14 protein-coding genes and 1 tRNA gene are annotated in these 16,602 nt (G+C 68.9%); 12 read left to right on the top strand and 3 right to left on the bottom strand.

Features of this window, described 5'->3' with window-relative positions; all coding sequences use genetic code 11:
* The first annotated feature begins 22 nt into the window (after positions 1–22).
* Positions 23–454: a DUF3052 domain-containing protein gene (locus AB0M46_RS26590; RefSeq protein ID WP_190257925.1), complete on the top strand. Its 432-nt coding sequence runs from the start codon at positions 23–25 to the stop codon at positions 452–454.
* Between the two features lie 52 nt (positions 455–506).
* Here the strand turns inward: AB0M46_RS26590 and AB0M46_RS26585 are convergent, their stop codons facing one another.
* Positions 507–2,978, bottom strand: a complete 2,472-nt coding sequence (locus AB0M46_RS26585) for an Hsp70 family protein (RefSeq protein WP_363340099.1) — start codon at positions 2,976–2,978, stop codon at positions 507–509.
* A 47-nt stretch (positions 2,979–3,025) separates the two neighbouring features.
* Between AB0M46_RS26585 and AB0M46_RS26580 the strand changes: the two genes are divergently transcribed.
* From AB0M46_RS26580 to AB0M46_RS26535, 10 genes are all read left to right on the top strand, one after another.
* Positions 3,026–3,484: a peroxiredoxin gene (locus AB0M46_RS26580; protein WP_363340097.1), complete on the top strand. Its 459-nt coding sequence runs from the start codon at positions 3,026–3,028 to the stop codon at positions 3,482–3,484.
* A gap of 117 nt (positions 3,485–3,601) precedes the next feature.
* Positions 3,602–3,673 (top strand) — tRNA-Val (locus tag AB0M46_RS26575).
* A 1,147-nt stretch (positions 3,674–4,820) separates the two neighbouring features.
* Positions 4,821–5,426, top strand: a complete 606-nt coding sequence (locus tag AB0M46_RS26570; protein WP_363340095.1) for a hypothetical protein — start codon at positions 4,821–4,823, stop codon at positions 5,424–5,426.
* An 802-nt stretch (positions 5,427–6,228) separates the two neighbouring features.
* On the top strand, positions 6,229–6,702 hold the full coding sequence (locus AB0M46_RS26565) for a hypothetical protein (RefSeq protein WP_363340093.1): 474 nt from the start codon (positions 6,229–6,231) through the stop codon (positions 6,700–6,702).
* Positions 6,703–7,371: 669 nt separating this feature from the next.
* Entirely contained in the window at positions 7,372–7,962 is a 591-nt protein-coding gene (locus tag AB0M46_RS26560; RefSeq protein WP_363340091.1) for a site-specific integrase, read from the top strand.
* Between the two features lie 251 nt (positions 7,963–8,213).
* Positions 8,214–8,651, top strand: a complete 438-nt coding sequence (locus AB0M46_RS26555) for a hypothetical protein (RefSeq protein ID WP_363340089.1) — start codon at positions 8,214–8,216, stop codon at positions 8,649–8,651.
* 139 nt (positions 8,652–8,790) lie between these two features.
* A complete protein-coding gene (locus AB0M46_RS26550; RefSeq protein ID WP_363340087.1) occupies positions 8,791–9,213 on the top strand; it encodes a hypothetical protein in 423 nt (140 codons plus the stop codon).
* On the top strand, positions 9,192–9,743 hold the full coding sequence (locus AB0M46_RS26545; protein ID WP_363340085.1) for a hypothetical protein: 552 nt from the start codon (positions 9,192–9,194) through the stop codon (positions 9,741–9,743). The genes AB0M46_RS26550 and AB0M46_RS26545 overlap by 22 nt, the downstream gene beginning before the upstream one ends.
* A gap of 177 nt (positions 9,744–9,920) precedes the next feature.
* Complete coding sequence (locus AB0M46_RS26540; protein ID WP_363340083.1) at positions 9,921–10,484, top strand: Uma2 family endonuclease; 564 nt, start codon at positions 9,921–9,923, stop codon at positions 10,482–10,484.
* Positions 10,485–11,439: 955 nt separating this feature from the next.
* Positions 11,440–12,198: a hypothetical protein gene (locus AB0M46_RS26535; protein WP_363340081.1), complete on the top strand. Its 759-nt coding sequence runs from the start codon at positions 11,440–11,442 to the stop codon at positions 12,196–12,198.
* A gap of 228 nt (positions 12,199–12,426) precedes the next feature.
* On the opposite strand, the gene AB0M46_RS26530 is transcribed toward AB0M46_RS26535, so the two are convergent.
* Together AB0M46_RS26530 and AB0M46_RS26525 are read right to left on the bottom strand one after the other, a co-directional pair.
* Positions 12,427–13,767, bottom strand: a complete 1,341-nt coding sequence (locus tag AB0M46_RS26530) for an FAD-binding oxidoreductase (RefSeq protein ID WP_363340079.1) — start codon at positions 13,765–13,767, stop codon at positions 12,427–12,429.
* Positions 13,768–14,000: 233 nt separating this feature from the next.
* The gene (locus AB0M46_RS26525; RefSeq protein WP_363340076.1) at positions 14,001–15,050 is read right to left on the bottom strand and encodes a hypothetical protein; all 1,050 of its coding nucleotides are present in this window, start codon (positions 15,048–15,050) and stop codon (positions 14,001–14,003) included.
* A 171-nt stretch (positions 15,051–15,221) separates the two neighbouring features.
* Between AB0M46_RS26525 and AB0M46_RS26520 the strand changes: the two genes are divergently transcribed.
* On the top strand, positions 15,222–16,601 hold the full coding sequence (locus AB0M46_RS26520; protein WP_363340074.1) for a hypothetical protein: 1,380 nt from the start codon (positions 15,222–15,224) through the stop codon (positions 16,599–16,601).
* Position 16,602 lies beyond the last annotated feature (1 nt).

The raw sequence follows: 16,602 nt of genomic DNA, 5'->3' as shown, positions 1-16,602 counted from the left end.
TTGCGACAGGAGGCAGTGGACAGTGAACGCGACCGCGGGTCAGGCCGAGGTGAAGAGCCTGGCGGACCGGTTCGGAGTCGAACCGGGCATGGTCGTTATGGAGATGGGGTACGACGACGACGTCGACCAGGATCTCCGCGACGTCCTGATCGACCGGTGCGGGGACCTGGTTGACGAGGAGACCGACGAGGTCGTCGACGTGGTGCTGCTCTGGTGGCGCGACGAGGACGGCGACCTGGTCGAGACCCTCATCGACGCCCTCGGGCCGCTGGCGGACAACGGCGTGGTGTGGCTGCTGACCCCCAAGGCCGGCCGCCCCGGGCATGTCGAGCCGAGCGAGATCAACGAGTCGGCGCCCACCGCCGGGTTGCAGCAGACCTCGACGGTCAACGCGGGCAAGGACTGGACCGCGGCGCGACTGGTCGCGCCCCGCGCCGCCCGCTCGCGCCGCTAGCTTCTCGTAACGGCCGCGCCCAACGCCTGCGGCGCGGCCAGCACGTCGGGGTTCACGCCGTGGGCAGCGGCGTGGGCTTCTTCGACGTGGGCGCCGCCGACGGGGAGCCCGACCCCCAGCCCGAGCTCGACGAGGTCGTCGGGGTGGGCTTCTTCGTGGTCGTGCTGCCCGCGTTCCCGGGCTGCCAGTCCCCCGGCATGAACAGCCGGACCTGCGTGAAGCTCGCGTCGGCGGTCTGGTCGGTCAGGCTGAACGCACCGAGGTCGACCTTGCCGGTGGGGATGACCGAGTCCTGCACCGGGCCGAGGTGCACGCCGTTGACGTAGACGTCGAGCTGGTCGCCCTGGACCTTGAACGCGACGTACGGATCCCCGCTGGCCTGGATCGTCCAGTCCTTCAGCAGGGAGTCCGGCCCCGGCGCCTTGTTGGCCAGCCGGTAGAGCCGCACGTGGCCGTCGGCGCAGTAGCCCAGCGTGTAGCCCTTGTCCCCGGTGCGCAGCCACAGGCCCGCACAGCCGGTCGCCGCATGGACCTTGGCCTCGATGCTGCCGTCCTGCATGTACACGTCCAGCGGCGGCTTCAGGGTGCAGCCGGTCAGCGCCGGGGCGACGTCGGTGGTGACCCGCAGGCGGCCGTTGTTCGTGTCACAGCGCCCGCCCTCGGACTCGGCCTGCGACTTCCAGAGCTGCTCGACGCCGCCCAGGTCCGGCTGGCGCCAGCCGTTGGGCACCCACGCCGGTTCCTCTTCGCGGTTGTACTGCTGCGGGATGACCTTCGGGCCGTCGCCGGCCGGCGCGCTGGCGGCGCTCGTCGGCTGGTCGAGGGCCTCCTGCCCGCCGTGGTCGCGGTACTGGAACACCACGTAGCCGGCCAGGGCCAGCGCCAGCACCAGGATGCCGATGAGCAGCGGCACGGCGACGTTGCTCCTGCGCGGGGGCTCGGGGGCCTCCTCGCGCGGGGCCGGGGCGTAGACGGTGGGCTGGGCGGCCGGGGAGACGTAGACCGGCTGGGGCGGCGGGGGCGGGACCGTGCGCGGGGTCATGGGGCGGATCGGCTGGGTGACTTCCGCGGGGGTACCTCCCGGGGCCCGACCGGCCTGATAGGTCGACGGGGCCACGGGGCTGACCGGGACGGCGCTGACGGGGCGCTGGGCGCCCGGGGGCGCGCTCACCGGGTACGCGCCCTGCTGGAACGCGGCCGGGCTGACCGGGACCCCGCTGACCGGCGCCTGCGGCCGCTGTTGCTGCTGGGGCTGGTGTTGCTGGGGCTGGTGTTGCTGGGGCTGGTGTTGCTGGGGCTGGTGCTGTTGGGGCTGCGTGGGCTGCGGGTTTTGTGCGGTTGGTGCCGATTGGAAGGCTTGAGGGGCCTGGGCGGCTTGGGGCGGCTGCTGGATCGGGGCCGCGACCTGCTGGGCGTTTTGGGCGTTCTGGGGGGTCACCTGGGGGTTCGGGCGGGTGACGCTCACCCAGGCGCGCAGGCTGCCCTCGGCCACGACGAGCTCGGGCTGCTCGATGATGGTCGGGGCGACGCCGAGCTCCCGCTGCAGCAGCGTGGCCACGAGCGGCACCCGGCTGGACCCGCCGACCAGGAAGAGCCCGGCCAGCTTGTCCTTGTCGAGGCCACCCCAGCGCACGACCGCCGAGGTGGTCCGCACGGTCTGCTCGAGCAGCGGCCGGGCCTTGTCCTCGAACTGCTCCCGCGTGATGCTGACGTCGGCCGCCGCGATCGGCACGTGCAGCGCCGTCGCCGGGGTGCGCGACAGCATCTCCTTGGCGATGCGCGCGTCGTCCCAGAGCATCCGGCGGTGCCGCCGGTCCTCGGTGCTCTGCGGCCCGTCGAGGCGGGCCCAGACCTCCGCGTTGTCGATCTGCGTGCGGGCCTGCTCGACGATCAGCGCGTCGAGGTCGAGGCCGCCGAGGTCGTCGATCCCGTCGACGGCCCGCACGTCGAACCCGTCCCCGGACCGGCTCACCAGGCTGGCGTCGAAGGTGCCGCCGCCGAAGTCGTAGACCAGGAGGCCCTGGTCGGCGGTGAGAGGCTTTTGCAGTACACCCGCGAAATAGTGCGCGGCGGCGACCGGCTCGGGCATGAGCGCCGGCTGCGGCAGCCCCGCCAGTTTGGCCCCCTCTACGAGGGTGAGCTTGCGCGACACTCCCCACGCGGCCGGGTGCGTCAGCGTGAGCTCCGCCACTGGCCCGCCGGCGACCCGCACGGCCTCCCGCGCGACGTGGGTGAGCACGGCCCCGATGAGCGCGGGCACGGTGACCTCGCGGTCGCCGAGCAGCACCGTGCCGTCGTCGATGCGCCGCTTGGGGCTACCCTCGAAGCGCGAGGGGTCGATCCGCGCGGCGTGCACGGCGTCCCGCCCGACCAGCAACGTGCCGTCGGCCTGGGCGAACACGGCCGACGGCAGCAGCGGCGAACCGTCGAACAGCAACGGGCGCACCCTCCCGTCCGGCCACGCCAGAAGCGCAACGGTGTGGGATGTCCCGAAATCGATGCCGAGCCGCGGCCCTGCTGCCATGCGGGCGAGTGTAAAGCCCCGCCGGAACCCCTGGCATATTCGATGCCATGACGTTGGATGTCGGAGATCCGGCACCGGACTTCCTGCTGCGCAACGAGAACAATCAGGAGATATCCCTGTCCTCGTACCGCGGCACGAAGGCCGTCCTGCTGGTGTTCTACCCGCTGGCCTTCACCGGCACCTGCCAGGGCGAGCTGACCGCCCTGCAGCAGTCCCTGCCGGACTTCCAGAACGACCGGGTCCAGGTCCTGACGGTGAGCGTCGACTCGCCGTACGCCCACAAGATCTGGTCCGACCGCGAGTCCTACACCTTCCCCCTTCTGTCGGATTTCTGGCCGCACGGCGCCGTCGCCTCGGCGTACGGCGTCCTGAACGAGGCCAAGGGCTACGCCAACCGCGGCACCTTCCTCATCGACCGCTCCGGCGTGGTTCGCTTCCGCGAGGTGCTGCCGGCCAGCCAATCGCGGGACATCGCCACCTGGCGGGAGGCGATCGCCACCCTGTGACCCGCCCGAATACGGCGACTCGTGAGCGGCCGGGACGGCACAGTCGTCGCGCCCGGCTGGGTCGTGGGGGCGACCTTCGGTACCATCTGGGTACCCGGCCCTCGCGAGAGGGCTCAGGGGCGCGTAGCTCAGCGGAAGAGCACCCGCCTTACAAGCGGGGGGTCGTTGGTTCGAACCCAACCGTGCCCACAGGTTATCGATCTGGTTTTACCCAGCTCAGGGCACGTTTCGGCGTTCCCCTTGCTCGGGTCGGTCCTGCGCCGTTGACGCCCCTCGTTGACCGTGGTCGACCGTGCCTTGGGGCACGCGAGGGGCACGCAATATCACATCCTTGTTGTGTCGTAGCTACGCTGCGCTGGTGCGGTACCTGACGCGGTCGTTCGCCCTCGGCGCCCTTCGGCGCGGGAACACAATCGAGCAGTTCCTCGGCCCGGTGGAGGTCAATGGCATGGCCGGTGTCCGCTGGGTCGCGGTGAACCCGTCGGCCGGAAGTACAGCGTCACGGTGCACACGGTCCAGGACCTGGATGACGACGAGTTCCTCGACATGGCCAACTTCCCGTCGCTAGACCCCCCCAGGAGTACGCCGGCCAGGGTCGAGAACTTGGCCGCCATGAAGACCCGGATGCGGCGGTCCAACTCGCGGAGCGCCTCACCGGCGCCGTCCCGGAACGGTGGGTCAACTTCGGCCTGGTGGGCGAGGAGTACGCGGACTTCGTACGGTCCAGGCGCCAGCAGCCTTGAGCCGACGCCGCGCCGGCCGATGCCGGCGCTTGCGCCGCCAGCAGGCCGAGCGCGAGCGCCGTAAGAATGGGGAACGCCCACTCCCCCAGTCCCGTAGCGGAGTCTCCCCGTATGCCGTCGGCCACCCCACGGGGAGCTGGGCGGCGCCGGCCGCGCCAGGCTCGCCGAAGGCGACCGCGAAGCGGCTTGGCCTGGCGCGGGCGGTGCCGGTCTGCTCGGCTCGACCTGGCCGACGGTGCGGGGAGCGGAGCGACCTCCCCGTAGCCTGAGGTCCCGCCGGAGGCTAAGAGCGCGACTACACGCGGAGGGCGAGGCTGCGGGAGCTGCGGTCCGGACCAAGACGGACATCGCGGTAGCCCAAAGAATCCACCGCGTACCACGGCAAGGCGACCAGCCGGCCAACGAAGCGGGCCAGCGGCGCGCGCAGCGCGCGCCCGGGGCGCGCTAGCTCAGGCTGGACACGCCGAAGGCCGGACGCGCGCGTTGGAAGCACCGTGGGCACATGCGGTCACACCACGGCGGCTAACGAGCTGTGTGTGAAGATTCAGTGCACGCCCTCGATCCGAGCCTGATCGGGTCGGCAGGATGTCACCATGTCGGACACCGCAACAAGCGACGACGCTGCGCCGAACGCTGGGCCTGACCGGCGGCGGATCTGGGCATTCCACCTGGTCGTTGTTGCGGTGGCAGGCGGCACGTTATGGTCCGTGAGCTACCCGGGCAGCCACTTCTCCCTGTTCGCAGCCAGCGGCTGTGCGTCCATACTCGTTGGCTGTTTCTGGCTCGGTTGGACCATCTACGTCGCCAGGACCACCGGCGGGTGGAGGAGATGGTTCCTAATCGGACCAGTCATCGGCGTCCTCACCTTGGTTCTGCTCTGCACCGGCGCGCCGTTCAAGATGCGGTGGGCGGCCAGCCAGGGCGCGTTCGCCGCCGTCGTCGCTGGACACCCAATTCCACCACCTGGCAGCGCGTGGGAAAGCTTCACCGTGCCCCGCCGGTTGGGCCTCTACAGCATCACAAGAGCCGGTTGGATGCCCGGTGGTGCGGTCTTTTACGAAGCTCACGGCGACGTTTTCTACGACGCCGGCTTCGCCTATCTCCCCGGCGGGCCGACTGCGGTCGACACCGCCTTGTTCGAGTCGTCACAGTTCCGACACATCGGCGGCAACTGGTACCGCTGGACCGGCACGTCATAGCGGACACTCGACTCTTTCCGGACTCCGAGATCTTCAGCCTGGGCGCGTGCTGTGGCGCCTCGCCGTCGACAGTCCGGCGATCCGGGTCGTGCTGCGACTCAAAGCGCCCTTGACCCCCAGGACGGCTGGTGACGCGTTTCTACACGTCAATCGCGATGCGGCTGGAGGGGGCAGGTGTCTAGGAGCGGCCGATGTGCATGGGCGCGCAGTACGTGTGGTCCCAGTCTGGTCCCATGGTCGTCCGCTGACGGGTAGGCATGTATGCCTGTCTCCGGATGCCATACTCCGCCACGTGGACGACAATCGACGGCTCGACCCTCCGACACGACCACTGGTGGCTGGCGTCACCGTACTCCGCTACGCCCTTCTGTCCCTGGTTGCTGTTGCCCTCTGCTGCGGGCCACCTACTGGCTAATTCTCAAGTTGTTCGCGCGACTCGATGGCGACTGAACCGCGTCGGCCAGCGACATCGCGCAGCTCTGCGCGGTCGGCGTGCGGCACTGTATGCATATCGCCTCCGGAGGGCGCATAGCTCTCGTGCGGCCGCGGTGCTGTGACCTGCGCGAACGTGACGGCCGGGTGCAGTCGGGCAGGAACTTCGGCGCCCATTCGGCGTCGCTACGGCGCTGGGCCTCGATCCGTTGATGCGAACTACCCGCCGTACAGACCAGAGCGGCCCGGTCGTCTTCCTATACGTTGTCCTCAGATTGCGCGGCTGCGGCCGTGCGGGAGGGACGATAGGGGAAACAGCTTTGTAGCGCTGGTAAGTAGCCTGTCGGTATACGATCTTCGAACCCACTTCTTGGCATATACGGAGTTCCGAAGGCTTCTTGCGGGAAGCGGCATCGACATCTTCAATAAGGAGAGTCTCGATGCGGCCAAGATTCTCGTTCCGTTTGACTTATACAAGTCTGTGATGGACTTCTCCGAGGACGAGGAATGTAATGTAATCTTCGGAAGTTGCGCGTACTCCCTGAAGAAGGAAGAACTCCTCGATTGGTGGTGGGCCGCCGAAGAGGAAGATTATGTTTTGAAGAAGACCGGCCGCCTGGTGCGCGGCGGGGCAATGCTGATTTGGCCTACTGTTATAGGTATTCAGTTGTATATGTGGACTATGGGACGCGGTCGCGACAATGCCGAGACATTTCTAGACGTTGATCTATATCCGTTCCGCATCGAAGGCATGGACGTACCACCTCTATCGATTACTTGGAGCGGCTTCCAGGCGTTGCCGACCGACGATGAGCGGTACCCGGTAGTCTCCTCGGCTTCGTAGCGAGTCCAGTGCCAACGTCACCTTGACGGCGTCCGCCGAGGGGCGCGGTGCGGCGGCGCGCGCGAACTCGTCGGGCAGGCCACCGGCCTGCCCGCGCCTCCAACCTGACAGGGCTGCAGAGGCTCCGAGGTCAAGGGCGGCCCGCAGGGCCGTCGCTTGCGACGCGAAGCGCCCTTGACCTCGGAGGAGCGGCCCGCCACACTCGCGCGCCGCCGCGCCCGCCACCGTCGTATTTGGCGGCCCGATGAACCGCGATCCGCGCCAGCAGCCGGGCGTGGGCCTGGTCGCCGGCGGCGAGCTTCAGCCGCCGGTCGGCCAGGCGCCCAGGCGGCGGCGCGTGCGGCCCGTTTCGGACCGCCTTGAAGATGCACAGAAACTCTTCTGGCAACGTCATTGGTAGGTAACTGCCGTCAGAGCACCAGAGGCCAACTTCGTCCGGTGATGACCACCGATGTCTGAGATAGTTGGTAGATGGTGTCGTTCGGGAATGGCACGCGGCGGCGCTGCGCGGTACCGGCGGTCGGACGTCGATCGCCCAGTCGTACCGCTTCCTCCGAGCGGTGATGAACGCGGCGGTCCGGGGAGGGCGCGGTCCCTCGCAACCCCTGCCAGATCCCGGGCGCCGGCTCGGACCGGGCGAAGGAGCGTCCGGTCGCGTCGCCGGCGGAGGTGGCCGCGCTCGTCGACGCCATCACGCCCCGATACCGTGCGGCGGTCCTCCTGGCGGCTTGGTGCGGTCTACGCCGCGGCGAGCTGGTCGGCCTGCGCGTCGAGGATGTCGACCTGTCGGCGGCAACGGTGAGGGTCCGACGGAACCGCGTCGAGCTCGACGGCGGTGAGGCGTTCGACGCGGACACGAAGACGGATGCCGGCAAGCGCACGGTCGCCGTGCCCCCGCACGTGTTGCCGTTCCTCAAGGAGCACGTCACCGACTGGGCCGGCCAGAACCGCCTGTTCGTCGGCCGGACGGGCGCCCCTATGCGCGGCAACTCGGTGAGCAAAGCGTTCGGCAGAGCGCGGGCGAAGGTCGGCATGGAGCACTTCACCTTCCACGACATGCGCCACACCGGTCAGACCTTGGCTGCGGCGACCGGCGCGACGCTTAAGGACCTGACGAAGCGCATGGGCCACGCCTCGACGGTCGCGGCGTACCGCTACATGCACGCCGTCGACGGCCGCGATACCGAGATCGCTACCGCCCTGTCCGAGATCGCGAGACACGGGTCCTCGGCACGACTGCCCAGACGCATCCTGACCTAGACATTCGTCCCGCGGCGACGACGTCCCAGAGTCGTGACGTCGCAAGCAGGAGATTCGGCGAGTGGCCATCAGGTGGTGCCATTGAGGTATGAACACCGATTGGCTTGGCCCGGCTGCTACCGCCATCGCCGGGCTCGCTGGCATGACGGGCGTGATGATCACAGGCTTCAAAGCGCACAAGGTCCAGCTACGAACCGTCCGACGACACTGCGAACGTTCAGCTCAAAAATGCTCTGCTGCTGGAGAAACGCATGATCTATTCCAAGGCGGTCCGGTTGTGTCATGAGGCGCTGCTGGCTGCTGATGCCGCACGGCGGGCGCGGGTAGCAGCGAGCGACAAGTCATCCGACAGGGGCATCGCCGTCGCACGCATGTCGGAGGCATTGGCATCGGCAAGACGATCCCACGAGGCGCTCAACGAAGCGGCCAGCGAGGTGTCGATCATCGGAAGCCCTGAGTTCGGAGCCATCCTGCTCCGTTTCGCATCGACCTGTTCAGCGTATACAACCGGCGTTCACGACCGGATGCCAGCGGCGCGACTTCCGAGCGAGCTAACTAACTTGCTGTACACGGACGTACGCAAAGAGTTCGCCTGGGACGACTCGGCGGAGATGTTGAGGTTGCGTGCCATTGAGATCCTCGACCAACATGATCCCGATGCGTCGACCGACGAGACTCACTCGGACTAAAGCAAGCTCCAGCCGAAAGGAACCGCCCCCGCATGCTGGGGCACGCTTGGGGCATGCGCGGCGGATACACCGGCTCTGAGCTGGGAAAATCCAACCGCCTTACAAGCGGGGGGGTCGCAGGTTCGAAACCTGCCGTGCCATGTGGAATGCTGGTGAGGTCAACCGGGATCCTGGCGACCATATTGAAACCCTCAGTGACGGCTGGACCTTCCTCTATGAAGGTAACGATGGCCGCGAGCAGTGGGGCATCATCGAGGAGCTCTCTTTCCAATACCTGGTTAGACAGCAGGCATGGCTCGGGCAGTACCGACCGCAGGATTGTAGAGGATTGATCGATCATCTTGAGGGTGAGATCTTCGTTCCAAGCTATATCAGCTTTGAGGATTTGCCGATCAAGCGGGACGAATCGTGTGTGGCTATCTCGGATCCCGAACGCGTCATCCTTGACGCGAAGGGGCTCTTTATAACAGCGGAGAATTTCAACGTAGATGCAGGCACGTATCTAAGTGCAACCGTTAGTGACGAAGGTCCAGTTGCCAAATGGCCGCTGGCGCCCGCCTGAACGTGATCCGAGAGGAATGTGGCGGGTTGCGCCATTGGCTTGATGCAAGCAAGTACGCGTCTGCGGGCCCGGTGGAGCGGGCCCGCAGCCGAGCCCGCCGAGCCGAGGCCGAGGTCATCGATGTGACCTCCCGGCTACTCGCCGACGTTGCCCGCCGTGACCCGCAACTGCTACGAGAGGTACTGCCGAACGCGTTGCCGTGGGCCGAAGCGGAGGCCGAGGTGATCGATGTGACCTCACGGCTGCTTGCGGGGGTCGCGCACCGCGACCCGGATCTCCTCCGCGAGGTACTCCCGGACGCGCTGCCCTGGGTTCGCTTCCTGCCTGCGACCGACATCGACGCCATGGCGGCCGAACTCGTTTCGACCACAGAGGCAGCTGCGGCAATCGGCAACACCGCGGCAGTGTCGCAGTGTCTCGTCGAGTGGCGACACACGGCCGAAATTCATGCCGACCCTGACCTGTACCAAGCGCTGACGACACAGCCACTCGACGACTTCGGACCGGTGACCCGACCGGAGGAGCAGTGAGCGCCAAACGCGGCGACCGAGCAGCTCCGCCACCACGCCCTGAAGGCTACGCCCTCATCAGCACAAACACGCCCCACGTGAGCTGGCCCTTACGGCAACCGTACGACAACGACTTGACTCAGCCGGCGCGGGTCGGGTGCGTCCGGTTAGGGCCGGCACCGGGGTGGCGCCGATAGGATGGCCGCCATGAGCGCAGGAAGCGTCGGTCGGCACATGCCCTCCGTCATCACGCTCGACGACCTTGCCGCGATGATCGCCGAGGACCCGCACGGGCATCGGTATGAGATCAGCCCCGAGGGAGCGCTGTCGGTCATGCCGCCGCCCGACTCTGAGCACGCCGCGATCGCCAGCCGTTTGCTGGTCTGGCTCGCCGTCGCTGGTTGGCCTGCCGAGCAGGTCCTTCAGGCGGCCGGCATCCGCATCAGCGGGCCCACCGGCGAAGGCGCCCGCATTCCGGACCTGACCCTCTGGTCGAAGCCGCAACCGCGCAGCGTCTGGCTTACCCTCACCGATCTGTTGCTGGTCGTCGAGATCGTGTCTCCGGGCTCGGAGGCGATGGACGAGATGGTCAAACGGCACGAGTACGCGGCGGCCGGCATCCCTCGGTACTGGGTAGTCGATCGGGATGCCGCGCTGACCGTCACGCTGCACCAGCTCGGCCGGTCAGGCGAGTACGAGGTGGCCACCAAGATGCCGCTGGCCTGGCTGCTGAACACGGCACCGGCGGATCACCTGGGCTGAATCCGCCCACGTCGCCGCGACCAAGTCCGCCCGACACCGGCAACACGTCGACTGCCTCCACATCCTCCGCTAGTACGGCAACCGCCGCGACCTGCCGAGGACGGCCCAGACCACCGACGAATCGTCTCCGCACATGACGGACCCGAACGGACCGCGACGGACGGAACGGGCAGAACTTACCAGCGGGGGGTCGTTGGTTCGAACCCAACCGTGCCCACAGGTTCATTGCGGCCTCGCCGCGGCGGGGGGTTCCCACCCCGCACCCCCCATGGCCGCTGCGCGACCACTGACCAGCGCTGCGCGCGGTCAGCTCACCAGGTCCTCAACCGGCATCGCCGTGCTCTGCGCCGAGGCTGGACGGACCACTACCTCGCCGTCCGCACGGGCCTCGCCCCGGTCCGCCGTGGTCGATCCCCCGCCGCGGCTCGACGTGTGGCCGTTCGGATGGGCCCCGGGAAGGCCACCTCAGCCCCCGAGTTCGCCACCGCGCCGGCAGCTGCTCGTACTCGGCGATGAGTTCGTCGCGACTGCGCCCGCCTCCGTAGGCCGATCCGGGTACCAGATCTTGGAAGCGAAGGAAGTCCCGATCCATCGAAAGCGCACCACCGCGCTCAAGGATGAGCATCGGTACGGACGACCCTCGCGGTATCGGCGACGTGATTACCGACGCAGCAGGATTCCGATCTTCGTTGAGGTTGCCGCGCACGTCGAAGCAGCCGTTCGCGCCCTGTATGAGAAGCAGGTGACGTCTGACAGGTGAGGCGGACGGCAACAGCAATACCGCCTCACCGGCCAAACGCGACACCAACCCCCGGGCATTTTCCGTGCAGTACCTTGTCCGTGGGCCCGTTCCCTAAGACGAGGAGAGCGCCAGCGCCGGGCCTGTCAATCGGTCAATCGGCTACCGAGCGCACTTCAGTGCACGCGTAGGGCGCGCCTCGTTGCGCGCTATTGCGTGCTGCTCTCGTTTCCTGCATCCCCCGCCACGAAGGTGGGTCGATCCCGCCTGCTCAGTTTTCTTCCGCATGTCTCGAAACAGACCCGCCACAAGAGCTCGACACACAGGGAGGCCGACATGAAAAAGTACATCAAACGCGCTGCCATCGTCCTCGGCACCGCAGGAATGATCATCGCGGTCGGCGGGGCGGCGGCCATCGCCACCGGCGCCAAACACACCAGGATCCACTTTCAAATGGTCCGGTCCGCGAACTCGGTGAATACGGGCTGCCTGCCCAAGGCCAAGGCCGAGGTCACCGTACAGTCGAGAGGGCAGGTCGAGGTGATGACGATCGCAGCGAGCGGCTTGCCGAAGAACACCGACTTCGATCTGTTCGTCATCCAGGTGCCGAACGCGCCGTTCGGCTTGTCCTGGTACCAGGGCGACCTCAACACGAACCAATGGGGCGTAGCCGCCGGCACGTTCGTCGGCCGGTTCAGCATCGAGACGTTCAGCGTGGCACCTGGCACCGCCCCGGCACCGGTGGTACACACCTCGCCGATCGCGGACGCCTCGTCGAACCCGACGACGGCCCCAGTCCACCAGTACCACCTCGGGCTGTGGTTCAACTCGCCGGAGGATGCGGTCGCCGCCGGCTGCTCGAAAGACCCGAAGGCTGTGACGCCGTTCAACGGCGACCACACCGCGGGCCCGCAGGTGTTGAGCACAAGGAACTTCTCAGACGCTGAGGGCCCGCTGCGCAGCCTGCAGCCGTAACCCACGGCAGACGGCGAACGGCGGTCCAGGCGCGGCGACATGATCCCCGCCTGGCCGCCGTCGCGACAGGTCGAACGCCGGCACGAACGGGCCGAGCGGAGTCGGCCTTGCGGCGGCCGTACGGCAGCGGCGTGCATTCCGGCACCGGCGGCAAGGCCGGGGCGGCGGCTCCTGTGCAGAAGTCGGCGGTCCCCGGCCTCGCCGAGCGGGTTGAAGATCTAGCGGCTCCTACTGTGGCCGGACGTTGTGGTTGCCGGCGAACAGGTTTTCGGGGTCGTACTGGCGCTTGAGCGCCGCCAGACGCTGGTACGTTGCCGGTGGATAGATGGCGGCGACGTCCTGTTCGGTGGCCGAGGCGAGGAAGTTCGCGTAGGCGCCGCTGACGTGCGGCGCGAGCCGCGCCCAGATCGCCTCCAGGGCCGGGCCGGCCGCCTCGACGACCGCCTCCGGGCCCCCGGTGGTGGTCACGATCATCAGCTCCGCCTGCCGGTGCGCGTAGGCGGTGGCGTCCGCGGGCACCCGGGCCACCGCGCCGCCGACCCCGCGGACGGAGATGAGCGGCGAGCGCGGCGATGCCCCGACCTCGGCCAGGATCCGCAGGACTTCGGCCACCGACTCCCTGTCCACGAACGCGCCTCGGGTCACCAGTCGCATGCCCGGTGGCGGGGTCAGGCCCTCGACGAGGATGTCCGCGTAGGGCAGCCGCGCGACGTCGTCCCCGATCACCGTGCCGAGCGCCCGGATCGGGTCGATCGCCCGTGCGGCAGCCGCCGGGTCGTCGCCGTCGAAGGCGACCTGGATCTCGACCGGCGCCTCGGGCCCACCGGCGAACGGGTTGGCGAAGTTCACGATGGACGTGAGTTCCTCGGGCGCGGTGCGCAGGTAGTCCGCCCACCCCTGCAGCACGGCGCCCGCCGCTGCCGCGGGGAAGCTGACCTTGCCGAAGTACACGTCGGTCGTCTTGTGGGCCGCGAACTCGAACGCCGTCACGATCCCGAAGTTGCCGCCTCCACCGCGGATCGCCCAGAACAGCTCCGGGTTCTCCTCGGCGCTGGCCCGCACGACCGCCCCGCCGGCCGTGACCACCTCGGCGGCGACCACGCTGTCCAGCGCCAAACCGTACTTGCGCACCTTCCAGCCCATGCCACCGGTCAACGTCAGCCCGCCGACGCCGACGCTTCTGGTGTCGCCCGAGGAGATGGCCAGGCCGTATGGCGCCAGCGCGTCCGCGACCGCGCCCCAGGAGGCGCCGCCGCCGATCCGCACGATGTGCCGCTCGCCGTCGAAGACCTCCACGTCCGCGAGCCCGCCGAGGTCGATCACGACGCCGCCGTCGTTGGTGCCGAATCCCGCAAACCCGTGCCCGCCGCCACGCACGGCCAGCGCAAGCCGCGACGCGGCCGCGAACCGGACGCCGGCGCTGACGTCCCCGACGGCTTTGGGCCGCAGCACGTACGCCGGACTGCCCGACACCAGCACCGAGCGGCGGGCCGATTCGTAGTCCGTCCCGCCCGGCTCGACGATGTCACCCCCGAACTCCCGCCGAAGCCCTTCCAGCGCTGCGCTCATGTCGCTACCCCCTCCGCATAGCCACCCTTGATCCGTACGAAGGTCCGACGAACACCGCGGCAAGGTTGTGAGACCCCACAGGTATGACCTGCGTCTCCCACCCGGGGCGGCGGCGGACGACCGGGCCGGGCAGCGGCCTTCACGGAATGCGGGGTGATGGCCGTCGAGGAGTGCCCGCAAGGGCCCAGCAGGGCTCGCTCGAGCCCGTGCTGGGTCATGGTGCCGGTGGTGGGTCAGGCCGTGGGCAGCTTGGCGAGGATCGCCTTGACCTCGTCGACCGCCTTCGGCTTGAGTTGGTCCTTGGGCACGAAGCTGGTCCCGAAGGTCACCAGGCTCACGGAGAGATAGAGATTGCTGTCGAGCACCCGGATCGTGTAGTCGCTGGTCTTCGAGCCGATGTCCCAGTCCCGGTTGGTGCCGTACGCCCGCTCGCCCATACCGCTGAGTTCGCCGTCGAAGAACCGCTTCTTGTCCATCTCGTAGCCGGAGTCGTAGTACTCCTTCGCGTCCTTTGCGGACGGGTACACCTGCGTCTTGATGCCGAAGGTCACCTTCATCCCGGAGGACGTGCGCAGATCGAGGTCGCAGTCGGAGCGGGCGACATCGCCGGTCTTGCGCACGTTCGGCGTGGACTTTTCCTTCTTGGCGGCGTAGGGGCCGAGCGCGCTCAGGTCGATCGAGCAGAGGTCACCGGGGGCGGTGTACTTCGCCGGGGCCGCGGCCTGGGAGCTCGACTTCAACGGATGGTCGGTCGGCAGGCCGGGAGCGGTGGGCACGCCCGCGGTCACGGCCGGCTGACCGCCCGCGTCCGGTGTGGACGGATCGCTGTTGCCGACCAGTTTGGAGACCACGAACGCACCCCCGGCCACGGCGAGGACCAGGATCCCCGCGATCACGCCGATCGGCACCCAGGGCATCGAACTGCGGGGGGCGGCGGGCGGGGGTCCGGCCGGCGGCTGCCAGGCCTGGGTCGTCGGGGCCTGCTGCCAGCCCTGGGTCGCCGGAGCCTGAGGCGCCGGAGCCTGCTGCCAGCCCTGGGTCGCCGGGGCCTGGGTTGCCGGAGCCTGCTGCCAGGCCTGGGTGGGCGGCGGCTGCGGCGGGTAGCCGGCGGGCTGCTGCGGCGGATATTGCGGCGCCGCGTACTGCGGCGGATAACCAGGGGCGGCCGGCTGGCCCTGGCCGGGCTGAGCCGGGAAAGCGCCGGTCGGTGATGGCCCAGACGGCGCAGGATAGCCGCCGAAGTATTGACTCTCGTTGGGTTCACCGGTCGGTGGATATGTCACGGGCTCCGACCCTAGTCGACGCTTGCGGCTCATAGGGCCCCGTCAAGGGCACGCGACGGTAACGGGCCGGGACGGCGACGGTGCGTACAGCAGGCCCGGGAAGGAATTCTGGTGGGCGATCAGCGCCCGTTTGCGCCGCGCCTGCGAGCGTGGCCGAGGCACGCTGGGCATATGTCCCACGAGGCCGGTACGGCGGCTTATGAGCATTTGCGCGCGGCGCACTTGAGTGCGGTACGGGCCTCGCTCGAGGACCATGTGGCGCGGCTGGACTGGCCGCGGCCTCGCATCGAGCGCTACCGGACCGAACGGCTGCGCTCGCTGCTCGCCTACGCTCGCGCGCGCTCGCCGTTTCATGCGGCCCGGATGGCCGGCGTCGACCCGGCCACGGCGACCGTCGAAGACCTTGTGCGGCTGCCGCCCATGGTGAAGCGGGAGGCCCAGGACGAGTGGGACGCGATCGTCACCACGCCCGGCATCGACCGGGCCGGCGCCGAGCGGGTGCTGGCTCAGCAGCGCTGGTTCTCCTACACGCCCGCGGGGCACCAGGTGTTCAGCTCGGGCGGCTCGAGTGGCGTGCGCGGCGTGTACGTCTGGGATTGGGAGCAGTTCGTGACCCTCGCCTGTCTGGCCTGGCGGTGGCAGGCGCGTGCCGAGCGTGCTGCCGGGCCGGGCATCCGCGGGGCCCGGCTGGCCGTGCTGGAGGCCGGCGAGCCGCCGCACGCCAGCACGCCGTTGTTCGACGTCGCGACGGGGCCGCTGATGGAGACCATCGTGATCCCGGCGGCGGCGCCGTTCGACCAGGTGCTGCGGGCGGTGTCGGACGCTCGGCCGACCCATCTCGTGGGCTATGCCTCGGTGATCGGGCGCCTCGCCCGCGCCGCGGTCGCGGGTGAGCTCGACATCCGGCCGGTTCGGGTGAGTACGAACTCCGAGCCGCTCGGCGCGGAGGACCGCGACGCGATCGGCGCCGCCTGGGGCGCGCCGGTCCACAACCTCTGGGGCTCGACCGAGATCGGCGTCCAGGCGGTCGGCTGCGGCCACGGCGACGGGCTTCACCTCTGCGAGGACGAGGTGATCGTCGAGCGGGTCGATTCCTCCGGGCGCCCGGTACGTCCCGATGAGCCGGCCGCGCGCACGCTCGCCACCGGGCTGGCCGGCCGCACGTTCCCGTTCATCCGCTACGACCTCGGCGACGAGGTGACGGTGCTGCCCGGGGAGTGCGCTTGTGGGAGCTCGATGCTGCGCGTCGCCGACATCGCCGGGCGGCGCGACGACGACTTCCGCTACGGCGGGCGAACGGTCCCGGCAAGCGCGTTCCGGCACGTGCTGGGCACCGATCCGCTGATCTCGGAGTACCAGGTGCATCAGACTGCGGGCGGAGCGGACGTGCTGGTGGTCGGGTCGCCCGACGTCTCCGCGGTGGCGGCGGCGCTGGTCGCCTCGCTGTCGCCGTACGGCCTGGCCGATCCCGAGATCAGCGTCCGCACCGTCGAACGGCTCCCGCGTCACGCCTCGACCGGCAAGCTCACGCGGTTCATCCCGCTGCTGTGAC

Origin of the sequence: Dactylosporangium sp. NPDC051485 (assembly GCF_040682015.1) — a bacterium.
GTDB lineage: Bacteria > Actinomycetota > Actinomycetes > Mycobacteriales > Micromonosporaceae > Dactylosporangium.
Note: the sequence above shows the minus strand (reverse complement) of the source record. Positions and strands in the feature narration are given on the sequence as shown.